The organism is Streptomyces sp. 3N207, from assembly GCF_052246355.1.
In the GTDB taxonomy this organism is placed as follows: domain Bacteria; phylum Actinomycetota; class Actinomycetes; order Streptomycetales; family Streptomycetaceae; genus Streptomyces.
This window is the reverse complement of sequence record NZ_JBQQBV010000026.1, coordinates 86,179-109,997: the sequence shown is the minus strand read 5'-3', so window position 1 is coordinate 109,997 and position 23,819 is coordinate 86,179. Positions and strand designations below refer to the sequence as shown.

The 23,819-nt window shown below is 69.0% G+C and carries 22 protein-coding genes; 12 read left to right on the top strand and 10 right to left on the bottom strand.

Annotated elements, in window-relative coordinates:
• Positions 1-69: 69 nt before the first annotated feature.
• Positions 70-1,596 (bottom strand): glycosyltransferase family 87 protein, encoded by a 1,527-nt coding sequence (locus ACTWP9_RS30735; protein WP_443249590.1) that lies wholly within the window; start codon positions 1,594-1,596, stop codon positions 70-72.
• Between the two features lie 97 nt (positions 1,597-1,693).
• Positions 1,694-4,387 carry a transglycosylase domain-containing protein gene (locus ACTWP9_RS30730; protein ID WP_443249589.1) on the bottom strand — a complete coding sequence of 898 codons (2,694 nt, stop codon included), beginning with the start codon at positions 4,385-4,387 and terminating at the stop codon, positions 1,694-1,696.
• Positions 4,388-4,763: 376 nt separating this feature from the next.
• On the opposite strand from ACTWP9_RS30730, the gene ACTWP9_RS30725 reads away from it, so the two are divergent.
• Positions 4,764-5,417, top strand: a complete 654-nt coding sequence (locus tag ACTWP9_RS30725; protein ID WP_443249588.1) for a helix-turn-helix transcriptional regulator — start codon at positions 4,764-4,766, stop codon at positions 5,415-5,417.
• A gap of 49 nt (positions 5,418-5,466) precedes the next feature.
• On the top strand, positions 5,467-6,549 hold the full coding sequence (locus ACTWP9_RS30720; RefSeq protein ID WP_443249587.1) for an inositol-3-phosphate synthase: 1,083 nt from the start codon (positions 5,467-5,469) through the stop codon (positions 6,547-6,549).
• Positions 6,550-6,609: 60 nt separating this feature from the next.
• Here ACTWP9_RS30720 and ACTWP9_RS30715 read toward each other — a convergent pair whose 3' ends face one another.
• The 3 genes from ACTWP9_RS30715 to ACTWP9_RS30705 all read right to left on the bottom strand — a co-directional run bounded on the left by ACTWP9_RS30715 (position 6,610) and on the right by ACTWP9_RS30705 (position 9,286).
• Positions 6,610-7,641, bottom strand: a complete 1,032-nt coding sequence (locus ACTWP9_RS30715; protein WP_443249586.1) for an alanine racemase — start codon at positions 7,639-7,641, stop codon at positions 6,610-6,612.
• Positions 7,642-7,704: 63 nt separating this feature from the next.
• Positions 7,705-8,835 carry a lipid II:glycine glycyltransferase FemX gene (locus ACTWP9_RS30710; protein WP_443249585.1) on the bottom strand — a complete coding sequence of 377 codons (1,131 nt, stop codon included), beginning with the start codon at positions 8,833-8,835 and terminating at the stop codon, positions 7,705-7,707.
• 148 nt (positions 8,836-8,983) lie between these two features.
• Positions 8,984-9,286: a hypothetical protein gene (locus ACTWP9_RS30705; protein ID WP_443249584.1), complete on the bottom strand. Its 303-nt coding sequence runs from the start codon at positions 9,284-9,286 to the stop codon at positions 8,984-8,986.
• 216 nt (positions 9,287-9,502) lie between these two features.
• Here ACTWP9_RS30705 and rpsF point away from each other — a divergent pair, with 216 nt between their 5' ends.
• The 4 genes from rpsF (at position 9,503) to rplI (ending at position 11,211) form a co-directional block, all read left to right on the top strand.
• Positions 9,503-9,793 (top strand): 30S ribosomal protein S6, encoded by a 291-nt coding sequence (gene rpsF, locus ACTWP9_RS30700; RefSeq protein WP_443249583.1) that lies wholly within the window; start codon positions 9,503-9,505, stop codon positions 9,791-9,793.
• Between the two features lie 102 nt (positions 9,794-9,895).
• Complete coding sequence (locus ACTWP9_RS30695; RefSeq protein WP_443249582.1) at positions 9,896-10,486, top strand: single-stranded DNA-binding protein; 591 nt, start codon at positions 9,896-9,898, stop codon at positions 10,484-10,486.
• 23 nt (positions 10,487-10,509) lie between these two features.
• The gene (gene rpsR, locus ACTWP9_RS30690; RefSeq protein ID WP_003978893.1) at positions 10,510-10,746 is read left to right on the top strand and encodes a 30S ribosomal protein S18; all 237 of its coding nucleotides are present in this window, start codon (positions 10,510-10,512) and stop codon (positions 10,744-10,746) included.
• A gap of 18 nt (positions 10,747-10,764) precedes the next feature.
• Positions 10,765-11,211, top strand: coding sequence for a 50S ribosomal protein L9 (gene rplI / locus ACTWP9_RS30685; RefSeq protein ID WP_443249581.1), 447 nt, complete (start codon positions 10,765-10,767; stop codon positions 11,209-11,211).
• A gap of 124 nt (positions 11,212-11,335) precedes the next feature.
• On the opposite strand, the gene ACTWP9_RS30680 is transcribed toward rplI, so the two are convergent.
• Positions 11,336-12,679, bottom strand: coding sequence for an MATE family efflux transporter (locus ACTWP9_RS30680; protein ID WP_443249580.1), 1,344 nt, complete (start codon positions 12,677-12,679; stop codon positions 11,336-11,338).
• Positions 12,680-13,119: 440 nt separating this feature from the next.
• Between ACTWP9_RS30680 and ACTWP9_RS30675 the strand changes: the two genes are divergently transcribed.
• Entirely contained in the window at positions 13,120-17,277 is a 4,158-nt protein-coding gene (locus tag ACTWP9_RS30675; RefSeq protein ID WP_443249579.1) for a replicative DNA helicase, read from the top strand.
• A 94-nt stretch (positions 17,278-17,371) separates the two neighbouring features.
• Here ACTWP9_RS30675 and ACTWP9_RS30670 read toward each other — a convergent pair whose 3' ends face one another.
• Positions 17,372-18,097 carry a dienelactone hydrolase family protein gene (locus ACTWP9_RS30670; RefSeq protein WP_443249578.1) on the bottom strand — a complete coding sequence of 242 codons (726 nt, stop codon included), beginning with the start codon at positions 18,095-18,097 and terminating at the stop codon, positions 17,372-17,374.
• Between the two features lie 173 nt (positions 18,098-18,270).
• Positions 18,271-18,543, bottom strand: coding sequence for a helix-turn-helix domain-containing protein (locus tag ACTWP9_RS30665; RefSeq protein ID WP_443249577.1), 273 nt, complete (start codon positions 18,541-18,543; stop codon positions 18,271-18,273).
• A gap of 108 nt (positions 18,544-18,651) precedes the next feature.
• Here ACTWP9_RS30665 and map point away from each other — a divergent pair, with 108 nt between their 5' ends.
• The 3 genes from map (at position 18,652) to ACTWP9_RS30650 (ending at position 20,543) form a co-directional block, all read left to right on the top strand.
• Positions 18,652-19,419, top strand: a complete 768-nt coding sequence (gene map, locus ACTWP9_RS30660) for a type I methionyl aminopeptidase (protein WP_443249576.1) — start codon at positions 18,652-18,654, stop codon at positions 19,417-19,419.
• A gap of 329 nt (positions 19,420-19,748) precedes the next feature.
• Positions 19,749-20,204, top strand: a complete 456-nt coding sequence (locus tag ACTWP9_RS30655) for a GNAT family N-acetyltransferase (RefSeq protein ID WP_443249575.1) — start codon at positions 19,749-19,751, stop codon at positions 20,202-20,204.
• Between the two features lie 54 nt (positions 20,205-20,258).
• Positions 20,259-20,543: a muconolactone Delta-isomerase family protein gene (locus ACTWP9_RS30650; protein WP_443249574.1), complete on the top strand. Its 285-nt coding sequence runs from the start codon at positions 20,259-20,261 to the stop codon at positions 20,541-20,543.
• A gap of 58 nt (positions 20,544-20,601) precedes the next feature.
• Here ACTWP9_RS30650 and ACTWP9_RS30645 read toward each other — a convergent pair whose 3' ends face one another.
• On the bottom strand, positions 20,602-21,204 hold the full coding sequence (locus ACTWP9_RS30645; protein ID WP_443249573.1) for a CGNR zinc finger domain-containing protein: 603 nt from the start codon (positions 21,202-21,204) through the stop codon (positions 20,602-20,604).
• Positions 21,205-21,302: 98 nt separating this feature from the next.
• On the opposite strand from ACTWP9_RS30645, the gene ACTWP9_RS30640 reads away from it, so the two are divergent.
• The gene (locus tag ACTWP9_RS30640; RefSeq protein ID WP_443249572.1) at positions 21,303-22,202 is read left to right on the top strand and encodes an alpha/beta fold hydrolase; all 900 of its coding nucleotides are present in this window, start codon (positions 21,303-21,305) and stop codon (positions 22,200-22,202) included.
• Positions 22,203-22,250: 48 nt separating this feature from the next.
• Positions 22,251-22,805 (top strand): YunG family protein, encoded by a 555-nt coding sequence (locus tag ACTWP9_RS30635; RefSeq protein WP_443249571.1) that lies wholly within the window; start codon positions 22,251-22,253, stop codon positions 22,803-22,805.
• Here ACTWP9_RS30635 and ACTWP9_RS30630 read toward each other — a convergent pair.
• Entirely contained in the window at positions 22,759-23,730 is a 972-nt protein-coding gene (locus ACTWP9_RS30630) for a quinone oxidoreductase family protein (RefSeq protein ID WP_443249570.1), read from the bottom strand. The genes ACTWP9_RS30635 and ACTWP9_RS30630 overlap by 47 nt on opposite strands.
• Positions 23,731-23,819 lie beyond the last annotated feature (89 nt).

Genomic DNA, 23,819 nt, shown 5'->3' with positions numbered 1-23,819 from the left:
GGCCCGGGTCTTGTTGTTTCATGTGAAGTGGGGTTTCACGTGAAACCACGCTGCAAGGGGATGTCGCCCTCACTCCCGCAACGTGGCCCCCCAGCGCACAACAGTCCGCCGAATGGGGAGGCCAGAGCGCTGGAGCGCCGGCTTGCGGGCGAGGGTGCCGAGGCTGAACACATCGGGCGCCCGGTCCAGGACTCCGCCGCCGGGATCGTCCGAGCCGTCATCCCTGCGGACCGGGTCGTGCTCGGGCCGCAGCGCATCGCGCACCACCATCGCGCAGAAATACACGGTGCCGAGCAGATGTGCAGCGATGACGAGTTGGTAGCCGTCCTCGGGGAGGCCGTGGTGCTTGTCGGATCCGGTGTAGGCGAGGTACATCCAGATCCCCAGGAAATAGAGCGCCTCACAGCTCTGCCAGATGAGGAAGTCGCGCCACCTGGGCCGGGCGAGGGCTGCCAGCGGAATCAGCCACAGTACGTACTGCGGTGAGTAGACCTTGTTGGTCAGCACGAACAGCGCGACCACCAGGAAGGCGAGCTGCGCGAACCGGGGACGGCGGGGGGCGCACAGTGCAAGCACGGCGACACCGGCACAGCCGAGGATCATCAGCAGGGTGGCGTAGACATTGGCGTCATCGAACGTGCGTCCGGATCGCTGCTGGATGATCAGCCATAGCGAGCCGAAGTCCACCGGCCGCTCCTGGCTGAAGGTGTAGAACTTCGCCCAGCCCTGCCAGGAAAGCAGCATCACCGGCACGTTCACCACCGCCCACGAGGCGGCGGCTCCTCCGGCAGCACGGCCGAAGGCGCCCCAGCGCCCGGCCCGCCAGCACAGCAGCAGCAGCGGCCCGAGCAGCAGTACGGGGTAGAGCTTCGCCGCCGTCGCCAGGCCGATCAGCACGCCCGCCGCCAGCGGCCGCGAACGGGCCCACAGCAGCATCCCCGCGGCCGTCATCGCCACGGCCAGCAGGTCCCAGTTGATGGTCGCCGTCAGCGCCAGCCCCGGCGCCAGCGCGACCAGCATGCCGTCCCAGGGGCGGTTGCGGTGGGTACGGACCACACAGACGATCAGCACGGCCGCGCAGAGCATCAGCATCCCCGCGTTGACCACCCAGTAGAGCTGCTCGTCCTGCTGGAGCGAGTTCCCACCGACCGTCAGCTTGGCCGCGATCAGCATGAACACCCCGGTCAGTACGGGGTATTCGAGGTACTCCATCCCGCCGGAGATCCGGTCAGGAATGCGGTCGAGATACGGGGTGAGCCCGCTGGCGAAGCCGCGGCCGTTGTAGAGGTGCGGGATGTCGGAGTAGCAGGCGTGGACGTACTGCGAGGTCTGTCCGGAGAACCAGGCGCCGTCCAGGCAGGGCAGCTTCTGCAGCAGGCCGAGCGCGTACATCCCCAGCGCGACTGCCACCACCACGCGGAGCGGGGTCCACCACCCTGGTCCGTCCACGGTCCGCCGTCCTGCCGGACCGCCGGCCACTTCGCTCGCGGTTGTCGCCACCTCGTCGTGGTCCGTGGGTTGTACGACGGGGCGTGCGGCGGGTGGCCGGCCAGGCCGCCGCTGAGCGGGGTTCCGTTCGGTGGGGGCGCTCGTCATGGAATTCATCCTGCCGCACGCCGCGCACGGGAACGGCCCCCGGCTCGGAGTCCGAGCCGGGGGCCGTTCGAAGCAGGCCGTTCTGTGGGCCTTTTCGTCACTCTCGCCGGTAGCTGTTCGGGCCGCCGAAGATGCCGCCCTGATCGCCGCCGCCGGGATCGCCGCCGCCGGGATCACCCGTGTTGCCACCTGGGTCACCACCGCCGCCGTCAGCGCCGCCGCTGTCGCTTCCGCCGTTGTCCTGGTTGTCGTCACAGTTCGGGTCGAACGGCGGGCAGCTCGTGTTCGACGGGGACGGGGACGGCGACTCGGTCTCGGAGGGTTTGTCGGACGGGGTCTGGCTGGGCTCGTCGGACGGTGTCGGCGGGGCCGAGGGCTTGGTCGGCGTCGGATCCGGGCTCGCACCGTCGCCGTAGACCTTTTCACCGATCGGTTCCGGCACGGGGAACTTCTTGATCGGGGCGCCCTTCAGGGCCTGCTTCATGTACTTCGTCCAGATCTCGGCCGGGAAGGAGGCGCCGTGGATGGACTTCTGGCCGCCCACGCCGTACATCTCCAGGAACTTCTGCGACTTGGCCTTGTCGTTGACCCGCCACATGCCGACCGAGGTGGACAGCTGAGGGGTGTAGCCGGTGAACCAGGCGGACTTGTTGCCGTCCGTGGTACCCGTCTTGCCCGCCGCGGGGCGGCCCAGGCCCTTGGCCGTGGTGCCGGTGCCCTTCTGGACGACGGTCTCCAGCATGCTGGTGATGTTGTCGGCGACCGGCCGGTCGAAGGCGGGCTTGGTCACCCTCTTGTGCTCGTACCGGACCTCGCCCTTTCGCTCGACCTTGGTGACCGAGTAGGGATCGGCCTGCGTACCGCTGGTGGCGAAGGTGCCGTAGGCGCTGGCCATCCGGATGGCGCTGGGCTGCGAGGTGCCGAGCGAGAAGGTGGGTGTGGTGCGGGCGAGGCTGTCCTTGGTGAGGCCCGCGTCCAGCGCCGCCTGCTTCACCTTTTCGGTGCCGACGTCCCAGCCGAGCTGGATGAAGGGGGTGTTCACCGAGTACTGCATGGCAGTACGCAGGTTGATCATGCCGCGGCTCTCATTGCCGTCATTCTTCTGGTGCCACTCGCGGCCGTCCTTGTCGTGCCAGACGGTGCCGTCGTAGTTCCGCAGCTTGATCTTGTTGTTGCCGTTGTAGACGCTCTTCGGTGAGACCTTGGTGCGCATGTCCGGGGCCTGTACTTCGGGCCCCTTCGGATCGCGTACGCCGTCCCGCATCGCCGCCGCCATCACGAAGGGCTTGAACGTGGAGCCCACCTGGACGCCGGTGTAGTCGGCGTTGTTGGTGAAGTGTTTGACCGCGTCCTCACCGCCGTAGATGGCCTGGATCGCGCCGTCTTGTGGTCGGACTGATGCGCCGCCGAACTGGACGTACTTGTCGACGTCCCGTTTCTCCGGGTCGATGTTCTTCTTCTTGACCGCCTCGACGGTCTTCTGGAGCTGCTGGACCTTCTTCTTGTCGAAGGTGGTGTGGATGCGGTAGCCGCCCTGGTCGAGGCTGCGCTCGGAGATGCCGCCTTCGCTGGCGGGCAGGTTCTTGATGTAGTTGTCCGCCAACTGCACCAGGTAGCCGGTCTGCCCCTTCAGCTCGGTCGACTTCTTCGGCTTCTCGGGATCGGGGAAGCCCTTGGCCTTGATCGCGTCGCGCTTGGACTTGTCCATACGACCGATGGCCACCTCGCGGTCCAGCGTCCAGGACCAGCGGGCCTTCGCCCGCTTGAGGTTCTTCTCCGGGGTCGCCGCGGAACCGACGCCGCCCTGCGGGTCGTAGAGATTCGGGCCGTTCAGCGTCGCGCTCAGGAAGGCACTCTCGCTGGCGTCGAGGTTCTTGGCGTCCTTGTGGTAGTACGCCTGTGCCGCCGCCTGGATGCCGTAGGCGCCGCGCCCGTAGTAGCCGGTGTTCAGATAGCCGGCGAGGATCTCGTCCTTGCTCTTGACCCCGCCGACCTTGATCGAGATCAGCAGCTCCTTGGCCTTACGGGTGAGGGTCTGCGACTGGTCGAGGTAGGAGTTCTTCACGTACTGCTGCGTGATGGTGGAGCCGGACTGGGTCTCCCCGCCCGTGGCCATCTTGAAGACCGCGCGGGCGATGCCCATCGGGTCGACGCCGCTGTCCTCGTAGAAGGTCTCGTTCTCCGCGGCGATGGCCGCCCACCGCATGTGCTCGGGGATCTCGTTGATGCCGACGATCTGCCGGTTCTGGTCACCGCCGCCGGCGACCACCATCTGGCTGCCGTCTTTCCAGTAGTAGACGTTCTTCTGCGCCTGGGCCGCGGCGAGCTCGTCGTTCGGGACGTCCACGAGGAGCAGGCCGATCCCCAGCGCGCCCATCATCAGCGCGAAGAAGCCGAAGCAGGTGCCGCTCACCAGCTTCCAGGACGGGAGCCAGCGCCGTACGCCGTACTTGCCCGCGCGCGGGTAGTCGATGAAGCGCTTACGCTCCGGCACCCCGCGTCCGCGGCCCCGGCCGCGCCGGGCGCCCTGCGCGCTCGCCGCCGCGGCGGCGGCCCGTCGTCGGCCCCCACCACTCTGCGCGGCCCTCCTGGCCTCCGCACGACCGCCGTGTCCCGGCGCGCCCGGCGCCGCCCCGTGGCCCTGCACGGCTCGGCGACCGTGCCCTTCGGGGCCCGGTGCGGAGGGCGGTGCCTGCCCGCCGCGCGATGCTGCGCGACGACCGGGGGACGGTGGCGGCTGCGCCGCACGACGGCCGCGCCCCTGCGGCGGCTTTCGACGGTTTCCGCTCATTGGAACAGCTACTCCTCGGGCAGGCGGCCCTTGCGCCTGAAGGTGGCAGTTGGCATCTGGTCCCCCCGAGTGCGCCGGGACGGAAAGACCAGGCCCGGGCGCACTGCACCGGGGACGAGGACGCTCACTGACGTCGCATGGTTCCCGGTACTCGTGGTCTGCACAGCGGACAGACTACGCAGCTTCAAAACCCGCCTTAACCCCTATTCACCGCAATCGACGCAAAGGGACTGCGGTGAATCAGTGATGTGAGTCCCTTCACCGACCCCCCTCTTGTCGCTCCCGAAGCGGCGTTCTATCGTCGGGATGTATCGAGTCGATACATCAGAGCGAGATAAGCGCGGGATAAGCGCTTGTGGATGGAGGTGGGCGGACGATGAGCAGGCGCTCAGGCGTTCTCGAGTTCGCCGTTCTCGGTCTGCTGCGCGAATCACCGATGCACGGGTATGAGCTGCGGAAACGGCTCAACACCTCGCTCGGCGTCTTCCGTGCCTTCAGCTACGGCTCGCTCTATCCCTGCCTCAAAGCGCTGGTGCAGCGCGGCTGGCTGGTGGAGGAGCCGAGCGGGGAGCCGGAGGAGCAGCAGCCCGGACGCGCACAGGCGGCACCGCTCGCCGGGCGCAGGGCGAAGATCGTCTACCGGCTGACGGCCGAGGGCAAGGAGCACTTCGAGGACCTGCTCTCCCAGACGGGTCCCGATGCGTGGGAGGACGAGCACTTCGGCGTCCGCTTCGCGTTCTTCGGCCAGACCTCGCGCGATGTCCGCATGCGCGTGCTGGAAGGACGCCGCAGCCGGCTGGAGGAGAGGCTCGCGAAGATGCGTGCCTCCCTGGCCCGCACCCGCGAGCGCCTCGACGACTACACGCTGGAACTCCAGCGACACGGCATGGAATCCGTGGAGCGCGAGGTCCGCTGGCTCAGCGAACTCATCGAGAGCGAGCGGAACGGAACCGAGCGTTCGGGGCGCCCGGAGCGGGAGACCGGTCCGGAACCCCCAGCGCCGGGTCCGTCCGACAACACCGACAGATGAGGCCGCGCTCCGTCGCAGCCTCAGCGAGAACAAACAGGGAGCAACCGGAATGGGTTCGGTTCGCGTAGCCATCGCCGGCGTGGGCAACTGCGCCGCATCGCTGGTCCAGGGCGTCGAGTACTACAAGGACGCCGACCCGGTCAGCAAGGTGCCGGGTCTGATGCACGTCCAGTTCGGCGACTACCACGTGCGCGACATCGAGTTCGTCGCCGCCTTCGACGTCGACGGCAAGAAGGTGGGCCTCGACCTGGCCGACGCCATCGGCGCCAGCGAGAACAACACCATCAAGATCTGCGACGTGCCGCCCACCGGTGTCTCCGTGCAGCGCGGCCACACCTATGACGGCCTGGGCAAGTACTACCGCGAGACCATCGAGGAGTCCGCCGCCGAGCCCGTCGACGTCGTCCAGGCGCTCAAGGACGCGCAGGCCGACGTCCTGGTCTGCTACCTGCCCGTCGGCTCCCAGTCGGCCGTCGAGTTCTACGCGCAGTGCGCCCTCGACGCCGGGGTCGCCTTCGTCAACGCGCTGCCCGTCTTCATCGCCGGCACCAAGGAGTGGGCGGACAAGTTCACCGCCGCCGGTGTGCCGATCGTCGGCGACGACATCAAGTCGCAGGTCGGCGCCACCATCACGCACCGCGTGATGGCCAAGCTGTTCGAGGACCGCGGCGTCGTCCTGGACCGTACGATGCAGCTGAACGTCGGCGGCAACATGGACTTCAAGAACATGCTGGAGCGGGAGCGGCTGGAGTCCAAGAAGATCTCCAAGACGCAGGCCGTCACCTCCCAGATCCCCGACCGGGACCTGGGCGCCGACAATGTGCACATCGGCCCTTCGGACTTCGTCGCCTGGCTCGACGACCGCAAGTGGGCGTACGTCCGCCTGGAGGGCCGCGCGTTCGGCGACGTACCGCTCAACCTGGAGTACAAGCTCGAGGTGTGGGACTCGCCCAACTCGGCGGGCGTCATCATCGACGCGCTGCGCGCCGCGAAGATCGCCAAGGACCGTGGTATCGGTGGCCCGATCCTTTCGGCGTCGTCCTACTTCATGAAGTCGCCGCCGGTGCAGTACTTCGATGATGTCGCGCGGAAGAATGTGCAGGACTTCATCGACGGCAAGGTCGAGCGCTGAGCGCTCCGCATGTGAGTGAGGGGCCCGGGGAATTGTTCCCCGGGCCCCTTCGGGCGCGACTCAGCGATCCACCGTGCGGTCCACCGTTGTTGTCGTGTGGCGCAGAATCGCGGTCAGTTCTTCGCCCACATGCGGCTCAGGCGCATCCGCAGGGACGAAGAGGATGGAGACCTGCATGTGCGGGGGCTCCGCGAACCAGCGCTGTTTGCCGGCCCAGACGAACGGCGAGAGGTTGCGGTTGACGGTCGCCAGGCCCGCGCGGGCGACGCCCTTGGCGCGCGGCGTGATGCCGTGCAGGGCCTTGGGGGACTCCAGGCCCACCCCGTGCGAGGTGCCGCCCGCGACGACGACCAGCCAGCCGTCGCCCGACACCTTGGCCTGCCGGTAGCCGAACCGCTCGCCCTTGGCCACTCGCGTCACGTCCAGGATCGAGCCCCGGTACTCGGTGGCGGCATGATCGCCCAGCCACAGCCGGGTGCCGATCCGCGCGCGGAAGCGGGTCTGCGGGAACTGCTGCTGGAGGACGGCGAACTCCTCCGGCTTCAGATGGCTGACGAACATCGTCTCCAGCGGCAGCCGCGCGGCACGCAGCCGGTCCATCCAGCCGATGACCTCCTCCACCGCGTCCGAGCCGTCAGCCCGGTCCAGCGGCAGATGGATGGCGAAGCCCTCCAGCCGGACCTCGTCGATGGCCGCGTGCAGCCGCGGCAGGTCCTGCTCGGTGACCCCGTGCCGCTTCATGCTGCTCATCACCTCGATGACCACCCGGGCCCCGCGCATCAGGCCCACGCCCTCCACCGAGGAGACCGAGCGGATGGCGCGGTCCGGCAGCGGCACCGGCTCCTCGTCCTTGCGGAACGGGGTGAGCACCAGCAGATCGCCGCCGAACAGGTCCTTCGTACGGGCCGCCTCATAGGTCGTACCGACGGCCAGTATGTCGGCCCCGAACTTGGTGGCCTCGTCTGCCAGGCGCTCGTGGCCGAAGCCGTAGCCGTTGCCCTTGCAGACCGGAACGATTCCCGGGAACTGCTGAATCACCGTCTGCTGGTGCGCCCGCCAGCGATCGGTGTCGACGTAGAGGGAGAGCGCCATGGCCGGTACGGAACCTTTCTGAAGGGGTCTGGATGTCAGGCGTGTCGGGCGCGGGGAGCGCGCTCAGCGCCGCGACATATAGATGTCGAGCGCCTTGTGCAGCAGCTTGTTGAGCGGAAAGTCCCACTCGCCGAGGTATTCGGCCGCCTGCCCACCGGTGCCGACCTTGAACTGGATCAGGCCGAAAAGGTGGTCGTTCTCGTCCAGGGAGTCACTGATACCGCGCAGGTCGTACACGCTCGCGCCCAGCGCGTAGGCGTCCTGGAGCATGCGCCACTGCATCGCGTTGGAAGGCCGCACCTCGCGCTTGTGGTTGGCCGAGGCGCCGTAGGAGTACCAGACGTGCCCGCCGACGACGAGCATCGTGGCGGCCGAGATGCGTTCGCCCTCGTGCTCGGCGAAGTACAGCCGCATCCGCTGCGGGTCCTCGGCGTTCAGGACGTTCCACATCCGCTGGAAGTACGCCTTGGGGCGGGGGCGGAACTTGTCGCGCTCGGCGGTGATCTCGTACAGCCGCTGCCACTCGTCCAGGTCGTACGGGTTGGCCATGTTGCCCTGGACCACCTGCACGCCCGCCTTGTCGGCCTTCTTGATGTTGCGGCGCCACAGCTGGTTGAAGTTCTTGTGCACCTCTTCGAGGGAGCGGCCCTCCAGCGGGACCTGGAAGACATAGCGCGGCTGTACGTCACCGAAACCGGCGCCGCCGTCCTCGCCCTGCTGCCAGCCCATCCGGCGCAGCTTGTCGGCGACTTCGAAGGCACGCGGCTCGATATGGGTGGCCTCGATGTCCCGCAGCCGCTTGACGTCCTGGTCCTGGATGCCCTTCTTGATGGCGGCCGCGTCCCAGCGCCGGATCACCACGGGCGGGCCCATCTTCACGGAGAAGGCGCCCTGCTTCTTGAGGTGGTCGAGCATCGGACGCAGCCACTCGTCCAGGTTGGGCGCGTACCAGTTGATCACCGGGCCCTCGGGCAGGTACGCGAGGTAGCGCTTGACCTTCGGCAGTTGCCGGTAGAGCACCAGCCCGGCTCCCACCATCTGGCCCGTACGCTCGTCGAACCAGCCCAGGTTCTCCGCGCGCCACTCGTTCTTGACGTCCGCCCAGGCGGGCACCTGACAGTGGCTTGCCGACGGCAGGCTCTGGATATACGCCAGATGCTGCTCTCGGCTGACGGTCCTCAGGGTCAGGCTCATGGCGGGACGCTCCTCCGGCGAACTGACTGATGCTCGCCGGAAGCCTACTGTGCCCCGCAACGCCCCGTTCGGCCCAGGGCCGAGCCCAGGGAGGCGGTTTCACGCCGCGGTTGCGCACCGCCTCCCTGGGTTCGTACGAGGTGTTGCCCTATGGCACCAGGCCGCCGTGCGCCACGCCCAGATAGAAGCCGAACGCCGCGGCGCCGAGACCGATGATCGTGACGAAGCGTTCACCCGTCGTCGCCGAGATGTACTGGCCCCAGGCCCCGGCCAGGATGCCGACCAGCCCCGTCCACGAGCCGAGCACATGCAGCCCCGGCCACCAGGCGGAGATGACGGCCACCAGGCCCAGCAGCATGGTCGCGGCCGCGAAGGAGTTCTCCACGGGATGCCGCTTGCCGTCGGTGTTCAGATAGGAGAGAGGGTGGGTCCAGCGCACTGCCTGTGCCATGCGGCACCTCCTGTCAGAGCGCGGCGCGAACTGTAACGCCGCTCACATCTGAGGTGTCCAGATTGCTCCGGGTTACCCCCGGATTTCAACCGGAAGGCCGCGGCCAGGTAAGCTGGCCCGTCTGCGTCCCTGGTGCTCCATGGGCGTGGAAACGCATCACGACCCTCCTGCCACGGAACGACCGTGGCCGCCGAGTCCAGAGGAGGTGGGTTCCACATGCGTCACTACGAGGTGATGGTCATCCTCGACCCCGATCTGGAGGAGCGCGCTGTCTCCCCCCTGATCGAGAACTTCCTTTCCGTCGTCCGTGAGGGCAACGGGAAGGTCGAGAAGGTCGACACCTGGGGCCGTCGTCGTCTCTCCTACGAGATCAACAAGAAGCCCGAGGGCATCTACTCGGTCATCGACCTCCAGGCCGAGCCCGCTGTGGTCAAGGAGCTCGACCGGCAGATGAACCTGAACGAGTCCGTTCTGCGGACCAAGGTCCTCCGCCCGTCGACCCACTGAGGCCGACTCCCGAGTAGTCAGAACACCACGCATCACGCACCACAGCTCCACTGAGCTCCACCAGGCACCACAGCAGCCAGCAGCACGCCGAGAGGTTCACCCATGGCAGGCGAGACCGTCATCACGGTCGTCGGCAATCTCGTCGACGACCCCGAGCTGCGCTTCACCCCCTCCGGTGCGGCGGTCGCGAAGTTCCGTGTCGCGTCCACACCCCGCACCTTCGACCGGCAGACCAACGAGTGGAAGGACGGCGAAAGCCTGTTCCTGACCTGCTCGGTCTGGCGGCAGGCGGCGGAGAACGTCGCCGAGTCCCTCACCAAGGGCACCCGCGTCATCGTGCAGGGCCGCCTCAAGCAGCGCTCGTACGAGGACCGTGAGGGGATCAAGCGCACGGTCTACGAGCTGGACGTCGACGAGGTCGGCGCCAGCCTCCGCAACGCCACGGCCAAGGTCACCAAGACCACGGGCCGCGGTGGTCAGGGTGGTGGCTTCGGCGGCGGTGGCGGCCAGGGCGGTGGCTGGGGCGGCGGCCCCGGCGGTCCTGGCGGCCAGCAGGGCGGCGGCGCCCCCGCGGGCGACCCGTGGGCAACGGGCGCCCCGGCCGGTGGCGGTCAGGGCGGCGGTGGCGGCGGCTGGGGCGGAGGCCCCGGCGGTGGCAACGGTGGCGGCTACTCGGACGAGCCACCCTTCTGAGCAAAACTCATAGGAGTAGAGACATGGCGAAGCCGCCTGCTCGCAAGCCGAAGAAGAAGGTTTGCGTGTTCTGCAAGGAGAAGATCTCCTACGTCGACTACAAGGACACGAACCTGCTGCGGAAGTTCATCTCCGACCGCGGCAAGATCCGTGCCCGCCGGGTCACCGGCAACTGCACCCAGCACCAGCGTGACGTCGCCACGGCTGTGAAGAACAGCCGTGAGATGGCACTGCTGCCCTACACCTCGACCGCGCGCTAAGGGAAGGGTGACCACATCATGAAGATCATCCTGACCAACGAGGTCTCCGGCCTCGGTGCCGCCGGCGACGTCGTCGAGGTGAAGGACGGCTACGCCCGCAACTACCTGGTCCCGCGCGGTTTCGCGATCCGCTGGACCAAGGGCGGCGAGAAGGACGTCGAGCAGATCCGCCGCGCCCGCAAGATCCGCGAGATCGCGACGATCGAGCAGGCCAACGAGATCAAGTCCCAGCTCGAGGGCCTGCGCGTCGGCCTCAAGGTGCGGGCCGGGGAGCAGGGCCGGCTGTTCGGCTCCGTCACCCCGGCGGACATCGCCGACGCCATCAAGGCGTCCGGCGGTCCGGACGTGGACAAGCGCCGTGTCGAGGTGGGCTCGCCCATCAAGTCGCTGGGCGCCCACCAGGTCGCCGTCCGGCTGTACGCCGATGTGACCGCGACGGTCGACGTGGACGTCGCCGCCGCGTAACGCTGCACTCGGCATACGTCGAGGAGAGGGCGTGCCCCGTGAGGGGTGCGCCCTCTTTGCTGTCCGGGGTGCCTGTGCCTCCTTGGCTGGGGCGCCGTCGGGGCTCGGGTCACCCCGCGGTGGTTCACGCCCGTACCGCGCCCGTCACCGCCCAGCGGCCGGAGCGGGCGCGGAGGGCGAGGGTTGCCAGGCGGGTGCCCATCATGAGGCCGGCGACCGTCCACCACAGTGCTGTGAGTCCGCCGCCGATGGCCGGTACCGCTACCGCGACGGGGGCGAAGACCGCGAGCGTGACCAGCATGGCGCCCGCCAGATAGGGGCCGTCGCCGGCTCCCATCAGTACGCCGTCCAGCACGAAGACGACGCCTGCGATGGGCTGGGTGAGGGCCACCACCAGCAGCACCGGCGTCAGCTGGTCGATGACGGTCTGGTCCGTCGTGAAGATCGGCATGAACACCGGCCGCACCAGCGCGACGAGCGCACCCAGCACCACTCCGGACACCACTCCCCACAGCACCATCCGGCGGCAGGCCGCCTTGGCGCCCTCCGCGTCGGAGGCGCCGAGGTAGCGCCCGATGATGGCCTGGCCCGCGATGGCGATGGCGTCCAGGGCGAAGGCCAGCAGTGACCACAGGGTCAGGGCGATCTGGTGCGCCGCGATGTCCGCGTCGCCCAGCCGCGCCGCGACCGCCGTCGCGATCATCAGCACGGCACGCAGCGACAGCGTACGGATCAGCAGCGGTACTCCGGCCCGTCCGCTGGCGCGTATTCCGGCGAGGTCGGGGCGCAGGGAGGCGCCATGCCGCCGGGCCGCCCGGACCACGACGGTCAGATAGACGGCCGCCATCCCCCACTGGGCGAGCACCGTCCCCCAGGCGGAGCCTGCGATGCCGAGCCCGGCGCCGTAGACGAGCAGCGCGTTGAGCGCCGCGTTCGCGCCGAAGCCGCCGACGGCGACGTACAGCGGGGTCTTGGTGTCCTGAAGGCCGCGCAGTACGCCGGTCGCGGCGAGGACGACGAGCATGGCGGGGATGCCGAGCGCGCTGATACGCAGATAGGTGGTGCCGTGGGGGGCCGCGGTCGCGGAGGCGCCGAACGCGTCGATGAGCCAGGGCGCGGTCGGTACGGCGGCGGCGATGACGAGGGCGCCGAGGATGAGCGCGAGCCAGATCCCGTCGAGGCCCTGCCGGAGCGCGGCGGGCAGGTCGTCGGCGCCGAGGCGGCGGGCGACTGCGGCGGTGGTGGCGTAGGCGAGGAAGACGAAGATGTTGACGGCGGTCTGGAGGAGCGCCGCGGCGACGCCGAGCCCGGCGAGCTGGGGGGTGCCGAGGTGGCCGACGATGGCGCTGTCGACCATCACGAAGAGGGGTTCCGCGACGAGGGCGCCGAAGGCGGGGAGGGCGAGCGCGATGATCTCACGGTCGTGGCGCCGCACGGTGGCGCGCGGGGTCGGGGAAGCGGGGCTCATAGATTCGATCCAAACATCCACAGGTAATGAGCGCAAGCGACTTCCGCCGCTTACTTGACGGTGTACGCGGCAGGCTTGAACACCCTCGGTGATCCTCCTGTGGGTACAGTGCGGAAGTTTTTTTCCCGCACAGCCGGTGGACGGTAAAACGGCAGGTCAGGATGGTTGGCGAGGGGGGTCGTACGAGTAATCCACAGCGCTGTCCCCCGACTCGTGCACAGCTTTCGGCGGCTTCTCCACAGGTTGGCAACGGCTGTCCACACCACCCTGTGGATAAGGTGATTGGCTGAACCGCGCGGGCCACCTACCGTGTACCAGCGCCCGTTGTCCGTTCCCCCTTTCTTCACCGTCGCACCGACGCGCCGTAACTCGGGCCGGGCGGCTCGATTGCCAGCGTTTGTCAGTGCTGTGCCGTAAGACTGTGCCGTACGACGGGACCTGTGGGAGAGACCGGTGGGAGGAGGCGAGGCGGGGTGACGCAGCAGCCCGAACATGTGGAAGACCCCTGGGCCGCCGACCTCGCTGCCGAGGAGGGCTTCCCGGTCGCCCCGCAGTCATCGCAGCCACCGCAGCGCCGCCAGGGCAACGGCTCCGGCAACGGATACGGGAACGGCTCCCGTGGCGGCCCCGGCGGCGACCGTTCCGCGCTCGCCCTCCCCGAGCAGCACGAACGCGGCTCCGAGGGCCCGGCCGGCGGGTTCGAACGGGTTCCCCCGCAGGACCTGGAGGCGGAGAAGTCCGTCCTCGGCGGCATGCTGCTGTCCAAGGACGCCATCGCCGACGTGGTCGAGGTCCTCAAGGGCAACGACTTCTACCGGCCGGCGCACGAGACGGTCTACCAGGCCATCCTCGACCTCTACGCCAAGGGCGAGCCCGCCGACCCGATCACCGTCACCGCCGAGCTGACCCGCCGCGGTGAGATCGCCCGCGTCGGCGGGCCCGGCTACGTCCAGTCCCTCGTCCAGGCGGTTCCCACGGCGGCCAACGCCGAGTACTACGCGGAGATCGTCCACGAGCGCGCCATCCTGCGGCGGCTGGTCGAGGCGGGCACCCGCATCACCCAGATGGGTTATGCGGCCGACGGCGACGTGGACGACATCGTCAACGGCGCCCAGGCCGAGATCTACGCCGTCACCGAGCAGCGCACCTCGGAGGACTATCTTCCGCTCGGCGACATCATGGAGGGCGCCCTCGACGAGATCGAGGCCATCGGCTCCCGCAGCGGCCAGATGACCGGCGTCCCCACCGGCTTCACCGACCTCGACTCCCTCACCAACGGCCTCCACCCGGGCCAGATGATCGTCATCGCCGCCCGCCCGGCCATGGGTAAGTGCGTCAGTTCCACCACCACTTTGGTCGATGCTGGTTCGGGAGAGCGCATCAGTGTCGAGGACTTCGTGCGACGCGGCCAGGCCGGCGAAGACCTTCAGGTCCACAGCCTCACCGACGACTGGAAGCTGCGCAGTCTCCGTCCCTCGGATTTCATCCCTAACGGTCGGCGTGCGGTGCTGCGTCTGACGACCCAGCTCGGTCGGTCGATCTCTGCGACTCCCAACCACCCCTTCCGCACCTTGCGAGGCTGGGTGCCCCTGGAGGAGCTACGTCCCGGCGATCGGATCGCGGTCGCCCGAGACCTGCCCTCCCGCCCCTCTGCCGAACTGCCCAGTGCTCTGGTCGCGCTGACCGGCTACCTCCTCGGTGACGGCAGCCTGCGAAGCGGGGTCCCGGAACTCCGGGCGCTTTCGTCCGCTGTCCGTCACGATGCCGAGCGGTGCGCCGGCCACCTCTTGCTGCGCACTTCCCGCAGCGCCTCAAGTCCCTGTAGCGACGCGGAATGTCCCCGCAACGGAAAGGACGAGCACACTCACCCTTCGCGTCTCAGCTTCACTTCGGCAGTCCCCGGTGCTGACCAGCTCACTACCTGGCTCCGGGCGTGGGGATTGCTGGGCAAGGGGAGCCACGACAAGTTCGTGCCAGAGGTGTTTTTCCGTCTTTCCGAGGTCCAGATCGCGCACTTCTTGTCCCGCCTGTACGCCACTGCCGGATGGGCTTGTGTCTCGAAGCCGGGCAATCAGCCGCAGGTCGGGTACTGCTCGGTCAGCGAGCGGCTCGCACACGATGTCGCTCACCTACTGCTGCGGCTCGGCATCGTCGCAAAGGTCGTCGATCGGACCGTGACGTACGAGGGCGAGCGACGTCCCGCCTACCAGGTGCTGATCCACGATCTCGACCAGATCCGTACCTTCGCTCAGCGAGTGGGGATCTTCTCCGAAGAGCGACAGGTGACCGAGGTCCTGGAGTCTTTCGGCGAGCGTATGGCCGAACCGCATACGGACCTGATCCCGAGCGAGGTCTGGGAGCTGGTCAAGGCTGAGAAGGGAAACCTGAGCTGGGCTGAGGTGAATGCCCGTATCGGCAGGCCGCGCAACGAGAGCTGGCATGTCGGTCAGCAGATCAGTCGGCACAGGTTGCGCGAGTTGGGTAAGGCACTCGGCTCCCGTTCGCTCATCGATATCGCAGACTCGGATGTTCAGTGGGACCCGATCGAAACGATTGTTCCGGACGGTGAGGACGAGGTATACGACCTCACCGTAGACGGTACGCACAACTTCGTTGCCAACGACATCGTCGTTCACAACTCCACGCTGGCCCTGGATTTCGCCCGCGCCTGTTCCATCAAGCACGCGATGCCCAGCGTGATCTTCTCACTGGAGATGGGGCGGAACGAGATCGCGATGCGGCTGCTGTCCGCCGAGGCGCGGGTGGCGCTGCATCACATGCGGTCCGGATCGATGACCGACGAGGACTGGACGCGGCTGGCGCGGCAGATGCCGCAGGTCACCGACGCGCCGCTGTACATCGACGACTCGCCGAACCTGTCGATGATGGAGATCCGCGCCAAGTGCCGCCGCCTCAAGCAGCGCAACGACCTCCAGATGATCGTCATCGACTACCTCCAGCTGATGCAGACGGGCGGCTCCCGCCGCCCCGAGAGCCGTCAGCAGGAGGTCTCGGAGATGTCCCGAAACCTCAAGCTCCTTGCCAAGGAGCTGGAAGTCCCGGTCATCGCGCTGTCGCAGCTGAACCGTGGCCCCGAGCAGCGTACGGACAAGAAGCCGATGGTTTCGGACCTTCGTGAGTCGGGGTGCGTCACGGCGGGCACGCGAGTGCTGCGCGCCGATACGGGCGCCGAGGTGACCATGGGCGAGCTGCTTGAGAGCGGCGAACGGAATGTGCCTGTCTGGTCGTTGGACGAGCAACTGCGTCTCGTGCCTCGGACGATGACTCATGTCTTCCCGAGCGGCGTCAAGGAGGTCTTCCGGCTGAAGCTGGCTTCCGGGCGGGAGATCGAAGCGACGGCGAACCACCCGTTCCTGACGTACGACGGCTGGAAGCCGCTCGGCGAGCTGGTGGTCGGCTCACGCGTGGCTGTGCCGAGGCGGATCGACGCTCCAGCGCACACGAAGGCGTGGCCTGAGCTGGAGGTAGTGATGCTGGCCCACATGCTCGGCGACGGGTGTGTGGCACCGCGACAGCCCATCCACTACACAAGCAACGACGAAGCGAACTTGCGGGCCGTGGAAGAGGCCGCTGCCCACTTCGGCATCGTGCCGCGTAGGGAGCGACAGGACGCTTGGTGGCACGTATACCTGCCTGCGCCCTTCCGGCTCACACACGGCCCCCGCAACCCCATCGCGGAGTGGTTGGGGCGCTTCGGGCTCTATGGCAAGCGGGCCCACGAGAAGTTCCTGCCGTCGGAGATCTTTGGGCTACCCGACGACCAGGTACGGCTGTTCCTGCACCACCTGTGGGCGACGGATGGGTCAGTGACCGTCTCCACATCCGGTGCGGTGCACGTCTGTTACGCGACGACGAGCGAGCGGCTCGCGCGAGATCTGCAGCTGCTCCTGTTGCGCTTGGACATTCGTGCGCGGCTGCGGAGAGTGGGGAAGACGAAGGGGCGGCCTGGCTGGACCGTGGACGTGTGCGGGGTGACAGATCAGCGTCAGTTCCTCGAAAATGTTGGCGTTTTCGGAGCCCGTTCCGGGAATGTCACCCAAGCCCTGCACAGGCTCGATGCCATGAACGCCGCTGGCAGCTCCGACACGATCCCGGCAGAGGTGCGGAGCCGGGTCCGGAGTGCCGTGGAGGAGCGCCAGACCAACCCGTTCCGACTGCAGAAGGCAGTAGGGACGGCGAGTCGTGGTGATCTGAATCCGGCCATAAGCCCATCGCACAGTGGACTGTCCCGGATTGCCCAAGTGCTGGAAGACGAGCACTTGGAGCTTGTCGCGACGAGTGACGTCTGCTGGGACGAGGTTGTCTCTATCGAGAGCCTGGGCGAGCAGAAGGTCTACGATGCCACGGTTCCTGGAACGCATAATTTCACGGCAAACGGCATACTGATCCATAACAGCATTGAGCAGGACGCCGACATGGTGATCCTGCTGCACCGCGAGGACGCCTACGAGAAGGAGTCCCCGCGCGCGGGCGAGGCGGACCTGATCGTCGCCAAGCACCGCAACGGCCCCACCGCCACCATCACGGTCGCCTTCCAGGGCCACTACTCCCGCTTCGTCGACATGGCTCAGACGTAGCGGAGTGCATGGAGGTTCTCAGGCTTTATGTCCTTTTCCTCCGCTGTCGTGTCATGGCGACGGCTCATGGCGACGGCAGTCCTGACGCTCTGGCTCACTCCGTTATGGGCAGGCACTCGGCGAGCAGGTCGACGATGTCGTGCCAGGCTCGCTGCGCGTGCTGCGGGTGGTAGTCGACGCCAGGGACCACGGTCTGGTCGACCGGCGGGTGGTGGAAGGCGTGCAGGGCTCCGCCGTAGACCACGAGGCGCCAGTCGACGCCCGCGGCCTGCATCTCGGCGGCGAAGGCGTCCCGTTGCTCAGCGGGCATGATCGGGTCCTCCGATCCCACCCCGGCCCACACGGGGCAACGGATGTGCGCCGCCTCGCCCGGTCGGCCCGTGGTCAGTGCGTTGATTGTCCCGATCGCCCGCAGATCGACGCCGTCGCGCCCGAGTTCCAGCACGATTGCGCCCCCGGTGCCGTAGCCGACAGCGGCGATCCGGTCGGGGTCGGTCCGCGGTTCGGCACGCAGCACATCGAGGGCCGCATGGCCGATGCCCCGCATCCGGTCGGGGTCGGCGAGCAGCGGCGTCGTGCGCGCCAGCATCTCCTGCGGGTCGGTGAACCAGCGCCCGCCGTGGAGGTCGAAGGCCAGCGCCACGTACCCCAGCTCGGCGAGGGCTTCGGCCCGACGGCGCTGGAAGTCGTTCAGGCCCGGCCCCTCGGGCCCGATCAGGACTGCGGGCCGGCGGTCGACACCGGCGGGGAGCGCGAGGTGCCCGATCATCGTCAGGCCGTCGGCCGGGTATTCGACCGTGCGCGTTGTAATCGTCGTCATGAGGCTGGACTGTAGTGATCGCCGAGCCCGGTCGGGCCGGTCTTCACCGTGGGCAGAACAGCGCGGTCGCTCGGTGGATCCGGTGGCCTTGGGGCAGTGGTGGGCCGAGTTCCTGGGACGGTAGCCGCCCTGTGCCTGCGGCAACCGGCGCCCCGCGGGAGCACGCCGGAGGTTCAGGCCGACAAAGCGGGGTCCCAGCCGGCGTCCTGTGCGCACGCGGCGGCCAGCTCGTCCAGGGACATGCCGAGTGCGACGGCCAGTGCGGCCACGGTGAAGAAGGCAGGGGTCGGTGCGCGGCCGGTCTCGATCTTGCGCAGGGTCTCAGCCGACACCCCCGCCGCCGAGGCGACTTCCACCATGCTGCGCTCGCCGCGTGCCTGACGCAGCAGTGCCCCCAACTGCTCTCCGCGCTGCCGTTCCCAAGGGGTCAAAGGAGTCCGCACCATGTCCGTGATACTAATACCGGTATAAGAATTGGGTCGCGGGGGAGCCAGGCGTACGTCGTAGGTGCGCCAGGCGCACCTGGCGTGGTGGTGGACAAGGAGATGCGGGGCATGGTGGAGATCAAGACCGAATCGGCGCTGGAGGCCATGCGCGAGGCCGGGCGTGTCGTGGGCCGGGCACTCGCCGCCGTCCGTGCAGCGGCGGCCGTGGGAGTGTCCCTGCGCGAACTGGACGAAGCGGCCCGCACGGTGCTGGCCGAGGCCGGTGCCCGCTCCCCCTTCCTCGGCTACCGGCCCTCCTTCGCCCCGACCCCCTTCCCGGCAGTCATCTGCACCTCGGTCAACGACGCTGTCGTGCACGGCATCCCCACCGACTACCGGCTGCGCGACGGCGATCTGGTCAGCATCGACTGCGGTGCCGAGCTCGACGGCTGGACCGGTGACGCCGCCATCTCCTTCACCGTGGGCACCGCCAGGGCCGACGACCGGGACCTGGTCGACGCCACCCGGAAGGCGCTCGACGCAGGCATCGCCGCCGCCCGGCCGGGCAACCGCATCGGTGATATCTCGTACGCCATCGGCACGGTCGCTGAGGCAGCTCGCTGCGGTATGCCCGCCGACTTCGGCGGGCACGGCATCGGCCGGCGTATGCACGAAGACCCCCACGTGCCCAACCGCGGGCGGCCCGGCCGCGGTTACCCCCTCCGGCCCGGTCTGGCCCTCGCCATCGAGCCCATGCTCATGGCCGGTGGCCGTGACGCATACCGCGTCGCCGCCGACGGCTGGACTCTGCGGACCGCCGACGGCAGCCGGGCGGCCCACATCGAACACACCGTCGCCATCACCGAAGAGGGCCCCCGCATACTGACCCTTCCGTGACTGCTGCGTGAGTCCGCCGCAAAAGCCTTTGCCGGGGCTGCGGGGAGGTTGTTAGCGTCCCGGCAGCGCGAGACGCAGCGCGAGAGGCGCGTGTGCGTGATCAAGGGACAGGGGGGTTGATGAATATGGCCGCCGTCGGCCGTCCTCAGCCTGCCCTTTACCGGCCCGCGCGGTAGCGAGCGCGGTCCGGTCGTACCCACGATCAGGAGTGACGCGTGTCTTCCTCGTTTTCTTCCTCTTCTCCCTCTTCGCCCTCTTCCTTCCCTTCCCTCTCTTCGTCTGCCTCTGCGGAGTCCGCCACTTCCGCGGAGCTGGTCACCGATCGGCTCGTGCTGCGGCCGTGGACGACGGCCGAGGCCGGTGCGGTTCTCGGCGGCGCCCGGTCGCCGGAGTGGGCGGACGACTTTCCCGCCGAAGGCGACCGCGTCGTCGCCGGCCTCTTCGCACAGTTCCCCGCCTGGCTCGGCGGCTACGGTCACCGTCTCGTCATCGAGCGGGACAGCGGCCTGGTGGTGGGCTCGATCGGTCTGTTCTGGCCGCCGAGCGAGGGCGCGCTGGAGATCGGCTACGGCATGGTCGGCTCCCGCCGTGGCCGGGGCTACGCCGCCGAGGCAGCCCGTGCCCTGACGGAGTTCGCCTTCACCTCGCCGGAGGTACGCACCGTGTTCGCCGACGTGGAACTGTCGAACCCCGCCTCGGTCCGGGTGCTGGAGAAGGCGGGCTTCCGGTGTTCGGTGTCCGAGGAGGGCCGGGTCCGGTACAGCTTCACGAGGTCGGCCGGGTGAGGCCGCCATGGGCCCCAGCACCGTGCGGTGACTTGTCGGCATATGGTCCGGCATATGCAATTCATGGTGATGACCCAGCGCTACGGCGACCGCTACTCCGAAGAGGAGTTCGCCGCTGTGCTGCCGGAAGAGGCCGAGACGGTACGGAAGTTGTACGCGGACGGGGTGCTGCGGCAGATCTGGCTGCGTGCCGACGGACCGGGGGCCTGCTTCCTGCTGGAGGCCGCGTCCTTGGCGGAGGCCCAGGCGGCTGTGGACACGCTTCCGCTGGCCCGCAAGGAGATGTCGGAGTTCCGGATCGTCCCGCTGCGGCCGTACGGAGGCTTCGGACCGCGCTGACGAGCCTGTCGGCGGCCTGCCCGGATGCCCTGCTGACGAGTCTGTTGCCGGGCGGCCGTCAGGCCCCTTCGCGCCGGTTGCCGCGTGCTCGGTGGTTGGCCACGTTCTGGCGGTTGCCGCACAGTTCCGGCATGCAGTAGCGGCGGCGTCCCGCGCGGCTGGTGTCGATGAAGGCGCCGTCGCAGTCCGGCGCTGCACAGCCGCGAAAACGGGTGGCGCCCAGGGTGCGCAGGGTGCCGAGGACGCCTACGGCGGACAGTGCGGCCAGCTGCACCCCGGGCGCCGCGTCCGGCGCGGTGTGCACGTACCACTGCCAGGTGCCCGCCTCGTCCCGCCCGAGGCGGGCGCCCAGCGTGCTCCGGCTCAGCATCGCGTTGGCGGCGTCGGCCATCTCCGTCTCGCTGCCGTACTCCAGCAAGGCGCGCAGTTCGTCGCGCAGGGCATGGACGGACAGCACATCATCGGCTGTCGGGGCGGGCCCGGTGCCGCCGACCGGGCCCGGGACCGGGCCCGGAACCGGGACCCGGTGCTCGGTGAGGAAGCGGGTCAGCGCATCGGGGTCGGGCAGGGCCTCGCCCGCGCTTCTGACCCGGGGCGAGGTGTTGACCAGATCGGTGGCCGTTCCGGCTCCCCAGCCGTAATCGGAAAAAAGTACCTGCACGCCTTACTCCCTGCTGCTCGCTCCCTGCTACCGTAACTGGATAACAGGAATTTTACCCCTTACGAGGGAAGCATCGGGGAGTGATCGGTGTGGGCGGGATGCAGACGAACACGGCACGACGAGTGCGGGTGTCCGGCGGTGAAGTGGCCACGTACGTCATGGGGGAAGGCCCGCCCGTCGTGCTGACGCACGGCTCTCCCGCGTCGTCGTACCTCTGGCGCGAGGTCGCCCCGGTCCTCGCCCGCAACCACACCGTCCACGTCTGGGACCTGCTCGGATACGGGGATTCCCGGGCGGACGAGGGAGTCGCGCCCACCATCGCCCGGCAGGCCCGCACGCTGGTCGAACTGGCCGCCCACTGGGGCATCGACGACGGAGGGGCCATGCTGGTCGGGCACGACATCGGGGGCGGGGTCGTCGCGCGTGCGCATCTGCTGGAGGGGCTGGCCGCCGCCCGGCTCGCGCTGGTGGACGCGGCGGTGCTCGGGCCGTGGAACACCCCCTTCACCGAGCACCAGCAGCGGCACGCGGAGGTCTACCGCACCATGCCGGCGGACATCTTCGGCGACCTCGTCGCCGCCCGGTTCACCTCGGCGACCCACCACCCCATGCCACCCGAGGCCGCCCGCGCCTACGCCGCGCCGTGGCAGGGCGCTGACGGGCAGCGCCGGTGGCTCGACCAGGTCGAGGCGGTCAGCTTCGAGGACACCCGCGAGGTGGTGGACCGGCTCGGCGAGGTGGCGGTGCCGTCGCTGGTGCTGTGGGGCGAGGAGGACCGCTGGCTCGCCCCGCCGACCGCGGACCGGCTGGCTGCCGCGATCCCGGGCGCCCGGCGGGAGCTGATCCCCGGCGGCGGCCACTTCTTGCCGGAGGACCGGCCGCTGGAGACGGCGCATGCACTGGAGCGCTTCGCTGCGCGCGGCCGGCGGCCCGAGACCGGCGGTCAGGTGTCGGTTGCCTGTACTGGCGGCGACAGCGGTCGGACATCTGCGGTGTGACGCGGTCGGCAGGGGTCGTTGTCAGTGGGGTGGGGCATGCTTGCGGACATGAGTGTGGATGCGGTCGGCGTTTCCGGTGTGGGCGTTGGTGCTTCGGAGTTGGGCCGGATCGAGGGGGCGTTGCGGGCGTCCTGGGGCGCGGACACCTGCTCCCCGGAGGAGCTGGAGCGCGCGGGCTGGAGTCCGGCGAACCCCGCGTGGGGGCAGTGCGATGTGACGGCGCTGGTGGTGCACGACCTGCTCGGCGGGGAGCTGATGTGCGGGGAGGTGTACGCGGTGAACGGCCAACGGCAGGGTTTCCACTGGTGGAACAGGCTGCCGGACGGCTCCGAGGTCGATCTCACCCGTGACCGGTTCCACGCCGGTCAGGTCGTCATGGAGGGGATCTCCGTGCCCCGCCCGATGGGGCACTCGCTGCGCAGAGCCGCCGAGTACACACTGCTGCGCGGGCGGGTGTGGGAGCGGCTCGGACTCCAGGCCGGTGGCGCGGCCGGTGCCGGGGGCACGGCCCAGGGCGCGGGTGCGTGTGGTTCGGGGCCCCGGGGTGGGGCGGCCGTCAGGGGATCAGCAGCACCTTGCCGAGGTTGGCGCGGCGCTGGATGAGGAGGTGTGCCTCGTCCGCCCGGTCCAGCGGGAGCGCGGCGGCGACGGCGGGGCGCAGGGTGCCCGCCGCGTGCAGCCGCCACAGCTCCTGGCACCAGGCGGCGTAGCGGTCGGGCTGGTCCCGGGCTGTGCGGCCGACCTGGAAGCCGGTCACCGATCTGCCGCCGATCAGCAGCTCGTACGCGTCGACGGTGCCGCCGCCCGAGCTGTAGGCGACCAGTCGGCCATGGTCGGCCAGTGTGCGGACGGCGGGGGTGAGCAACTCGCCGCCGACGGCGTCCAGTACGTAGCTGGCGGGAGCGGTCACGTCGGGCTTGCCGAGGTCCTCGTAGCCGATGACCGCGTCGGCGCCCAGGCTGCGGAGGAACGACCCCTTGGCGGAGGGGTCGCTGACGGCCGCGACGACGCGGGCGGCGCCGCCGTGCAGCCGGGCGAGCTGGACGGCGAGATGGCCGACGCCGCTTGCGGCCCCGGTGATCAGCGCGGTCTCGCCCGGCCGGGGCCGCGCGGTCTCCAGCGCGCCGAGCGCCACGAGCCCGCCGCGCAGCAGCGCCACGGCCTCGCGCGCTGTGGCGTGCGCGGGGACGGGGGTGGCCATGCTGGTGTGCAGCAGGGCGAGTTCGGCGTACGCATCGCCGAAGCAGAGCCCGGTGACGCGGTCGCCGGGCATATGGCCGGTGACGTCCGGCCCGACCGCCTCGACCGTGCCTGCGACCTCGCCGGAGACCGGCTGTGGTTCGGCCGCGCCCTGGGCTTCGGCCGACGCCTCGGTTCCGCTCGTTCGGCCCGCTGTACGGAGGTTGCGGATGGCGGGGAGGGTGACGCCGATCGCCTCGGTGCGGATGAGGAGTTCGCCCGGCCCGGGGGTGGGGGCGGGGGTCTGCTGGAGGGTGAGGGTGCCGGAGGTGTGGCGGACGCGACGCATGAGGGCTCCCGGTGGGGTGGTTGCTGATTACCGTGGGGAGCCCCAACGATAACCAGAAATCGTAGGGAGACCCAATGAATATTCGTGGG

Coding starts and splice junctions, on each gene's coding strand:
- ACTWP9_RS30710 (WP_443249585.1), bottom strand. CDS start 8,835: ATGAGCCTGACCCTGAGGACCGTCAGCCGAGAGCAGCATCTGGCGTAT.
- ACTWP9_RS30670 (WP_443249578.1), bottom strand. CDS start 18,097: ATGACGACGATTACAACGCGCACGGTCGAATACCCGGCCGACGGCCTG.
- ACTWP9_RS30720 (WP_443249587.1), top strand. CDS start 5,467: ATGGGTTCGGTTCGCGTAGCCATCGCCGGCGTGGGCAACTGCGCCGCA.
- rplI (WP_443249581.1), top strand. CDS start 10,765: ATGAAGATCATCCTGACCAACGAGGTCTCCGGCCTCGGTGCCGCCGGC.
- rpsR (WP_003978893.1), top strand. CDS start 10,510: ATGGCGAAGCCGCCTGCTCGCAAGCCGAAGAAGAAGGTTTGCGTGTTC.
- ACTWP9_RS30725 (WP_443249588.1), top strand. CDS start 4,764: ATGAGCAGGCGCTCAGGCGTTCTCGAGTTCGCCGTTCTCGGTCTGCTG.
- ACTWP9_RS30680 (WP_443249580.1), bottom strand. CDS start 12,679: ATGAGCCCCGCTTCCCCGACCCCGCGCGCCACCGTGCGGCGCCACGAC.
- map (WP_443249576.1), top strand. CDS start 18,652: ATGGTGGAGATCAAGACCGAATCGGCGCTGGAGGCCATGCGCGAGGCC.
- ACTWP9_RS30730 (WP_443249589.1), bottom strand. CDS start 4,387: ATGAGCGGAAACCGTCGAAAGCCGCCGCAGGGGCGCGGCCGTCGTGCG.
- ACTWP9_RS30635 (WP_443249571.1), top strand. CDS start 22,251: ATGAGTGTGGATGCGGTCGGCGTTTCCGGTGTGGGCGTTGGTGCTTCG.
- ACTWP9_RS30695 (WP_443249582.1), top strand. CDS start 9,896: ATGGCAGGCGAGACCGTCATCACGGTCGTCGGCAATCTCGTCGACGAC.
- ACTWP9_RS30715 (WP_443249586.1), bottom strand. CDS start 7,641: ATGGCGCTCTCCCTCTACGTCGACACCGATCGCTGGCGGGCGCACCAG.
- ACTWP9_RS30705 (WP_443249584.1), bottom strand. CDS start 9,286: ATGGCACAGGCAGTGCGCTGGACCCACCCTCTCTCCTATCTGAACACC.
- ACTWP9_RS30665 (WP_443249577.1), bottom strand. CDS start 18,543: ATGGTGCGGACTCCTTTGACCCCTTGGGAACGGCAGCGCGGAGAGCAG.
- rpsF (WP_443249583.1), top strand. CDS start 9,503: ATGCGTCACTACGAGGTGATGGTCATCCTCGACCCCGATCTGGAGGAG.
- ACTWP9_RS30640 (WP_443249572.1), top strand. CDS start 21,303: ATGCAGACGAACACGGCACGACGAGTGCGGGTGTCCGGCGGTGAAGTG.
- ACTWP9_RS30630 (WP_443249570.1), bottom strand. CDS start 23,730: ATGCGTCGCGTCCGCCACACCTCCGGCACCCTCACCCTCCAGCAGACC.
- ACTWP9_RS30650 (WP_443249574.1), top strand. CDS start 20,259: ATGCAATTCATGGTGATGACCCAGCGCTACGGCGACCGCTACTCCGAA.
- ACTWP9_RS30735 (WP_443249590.1), bottom strand. CDS start 1,596: ATGACGAGCGCCCCCACCGAACGGAACCCCGCTCAGCGGCGGCCTGGC.